Origin of the sequence: Kitasatospora sp. NPDC047058 (assembly GCF_040643935.1) — a bacterium.
Taxonomy (GTDB): Bacteria; Actinomycetota; Actinomycetes; order Streptomycetales; family Streptomycetaceae; genus Kitasatospora.
In genome coordinates this window covers 1-2,262 of the sequence record NZ_JBEYVJ010000717.1, presented here as the reverse complement: position 1 = coordinate 2,262, position 2,262 = coordinate 1, and the positions used below count along the sequence as shown (strand labels likewise).

The window sequence follows — 2,262 nt, the reverse complement described above, 5'->3', positions numbered from 1 at the left end:
GCCGACCCCAACGACGCCGCCCGGATGGCCGTGGTCGAGGAGTGGACGGATGACCGGGCGCTCGACGCGCACCTGTCCACCGGCCACGTCCGCCACGCCGTCGAGGTCCTGGCCGTCGTCCTGGCCGAACCGATGGCCCTCCGCCGGCTGGTCGCCGCCCCGGCCGGGTGAGGCCGGGTGAGGCCGGGTCCTCGGCCCCGGCTTCACCTACCCGGCTCGCCGGCGGGCGAGATGGACGATGATGTCGGCGGCGATCTCGACCGTCCCGGGCAGGACCGCCGTGATCGCGTCGTACGCCTGCTGCCGCCTCGCATCCGGCAGTTGGAGATAGGCGGAGACGGTCGACAGGTAGCCGACGTAGTCGGGAGCGTTCATCGTCAGGCGCCGCCTGACGACGGCCTGCTGGACGTCGATGAAAAACGGAGATCGTTGCAGCTCCGTACCCGGCCACTGCATGTCCTCATCGGGAGCAGTGCCGTCGGGAGACGGAACCTCGTCGCTCTCCAGGAACGGCGCCCGAGCCGCCCGCACGGACTCCTCGATCGCCGGGTCGGCCAGCTGCACCGGGCCGCCGAACGAGGCGAACACACCCTCCGGTTCCAGGAGCGCGGCCACTCTCGACCACCGGTCCTCCGGGCGCGTCCAGTGCAGGGCTGCCGCCGCATAGACCAACCCGTAGGTCTCGCCTGGCTGCAGGTCCTCGAACGCGGCCCGCACCGTCGTCACGTGCGTCGGCACCGCCTTGCTCAGCTCGGCGAGCATGGCGGGGTCGGGCTCCGTCGCCGTGACCATGACCCCGTGCCCGGCGAACAGGCGGGTCGCCTTGCCTGTCCCCGCCCCGATCTCCAGGGCCGTCCGAACCGGCCGGCCCGCGTACGTCATCACCAGGTCGAGGAGCTCGTCGGGATACCCCGGCCGGAACCTCTCATAGGCTTCCGCGATTGCGCCGAAGCTCAGTGCACGAGCAGACATACCGAGCATCCTGGCACGACCGGGGCCGACGGTCTGGCCGAGATGATCAATTCCAAGGGGTTCAGTGGTCGTAGGCGGTGAGTGCTCGCATGGTCGGCTGGCCATTGCGGTCGTTGTGCCAGATCGCCGTGGTGAGCGCGAGGATGCGTTGCAGGACTCGGACGGCAACGCCGTTGGGGGTGCGGCCTCGGTGCCGTTCGAGGTCGAGCTGGCCCTTGAAGGTCTCGTTGACCGACTCGATGACCTGTCGCAGTGGTTTGAACAGCTGTGATCCGGCGGATCAGCTCGGCTGACTTGCGCAGACGCTTGTTGTAGCCGGGCTGCTGGGGCAGGTACGGAAAGAGGTGGCGCAGGTGGGCGCCGGCATGACGCAGCCAGCGGGCCTCGGAGGTGAAGCCGAGCATCGCCTGCATCATCGCCAGCGTTACCAGCTCGGCGTCGCTGAGCCGCGGAGCGATACCCACGGCCGGACGTCGCGGGACCTTGGGCGCCCTCGCATCGTCCGCGCAGTCACTGCGAGATCTTCGCTCAGCTGGGCGCCACGGGCTGTTCGAGAAGCTCCTCCGGTCCGTCGAATCCGCAGCGCCGGTACAACGGCGCACTGCGCTCGGAGGGCCACACGATCAACGTATCCAGGCCGTGGGCGCGCGCATAGCCGGTCGCCTCGTCGAGCAGGGCCCTGCCCAGGCCGCGATTGCGCTGTTCGGGGACGACGTAGAAGTTGGTCACGTAGCCGAGGGTGTCGGAGCCCGGGTAGGGACTCGGGACCTTCTCCACGAGGCACACGAAGACGTGCCCACAGGGCCGGCCGCCCACTTCCGCGACCCAGACACGCCACGGCCCGGCCATCCGGGAACGCAGCCACTGCGTGCACTCGGCGGTGAACTCTTCTTCTTCCTGCGGGACTTCATCTCCGCCGTCCTCCACCTTGAACCGCCAGCGCATGGCTGCCAGCGCGGGCGCGTCATCAGAGTCGGCCTGACGGATAACTACGTCACTCATGGCCACACTCTCGCAGGCCGATCCGCCGGAACGAAACTGCCTACTGCCCCGTCCAGCGACCCTTGGAATTGATCATCGAGTGGGCGTCCAGTCGGACGCAAGTTCTTCGCATTAAGCACGACCCGCTGCCCTGTGGCCTCGGCCTCGACCGGTCATCCGGTGGCGGCGGCGCGACGCCGTGCCGCATCCTCCCTCGCCCCTAAACTCCGGCTACCTGGCCGCGCGGGCCGGGCAGATCAAGGCCGCCAAGGCGGCCAGGCTCGCGGTGATCGGCGACTGGATGCGGCC

General features: G+C 69.3%; 3 protein-coding genes and 1 pseudogene. 1 reads left to right on the top strand and 3 read right to left on the bottom strand.

The genetic code is table 11. The features are described from left to right. The coding region (locus tag ABZ885_RS39720; protein ID WP_360199859.1) for an antibiotic biosynthesis monooxygenase at window positions 1–171 on the top strand (171 nt) is incomplete at its 5' end. A 36-nt stretch (window positions 172–207) separates the two neighbouring features. On the opposite strand, the gene ABZ885_RS39715 is transcribed toward ABZ885_RS39720, so the two are convergent. The 3 genes and pseudogenes from ABZ885_RS39715 to ABZ885_RS39705 form a co-directional block, all read right to left on the bottom strand. Then, on the bottom strand, window positions 208–981 hold the full coding sequence (locus ABZ885_RS39715; protein ID WP_360199857.1) for a class I SAM-dependent methyltransferase: 774 nt from the start codon (window positions 979–981) through the stop codon (window positions 208–210). A gap of 52 nt (window positions 982–1,033) precedes the next feature. After that, window positions 1,034–1,436 (bottom strand): annotated as a pseudogene (locus tag ABZ885_RS39710) (hypothetical protein). Window positions 1,437–1,500: 64 nt separating this feature from the next. Then, the gene (locus tag ABZ885_RS39705; RefSeq protein WP_360199855.1) at window positions 1,501–1,974 is read right to left on the bottom strand and encodes a GNAT family N-acetyltransferase; all 474 of its coding nucleotides are present in this window, start codon (window positions 1,972–1,974) and stop codon (window positions 1,501–1,503) included. Window positions 1,975–2,262 lie beyond the last annotated feature (288 nt).

Excerpts from the sequence above, each read along its gene's own strand:
- ABZ885_RS39715 (WP_360199857.1), bottom strand. The coding sequence starts at position 981 with ATGCTCGGTATGTCTGCTCGTGCACTGAGCTTCGGCGCAATCGCGGAA.
- ABZ885_RS39705 (WP_360199855.1), bottom strand. The coding sequence starts at position 1,974 with ATGAGTGACGTAGTTATCCGTCAGGCCGACTCTGATGACGCGCCCGCG.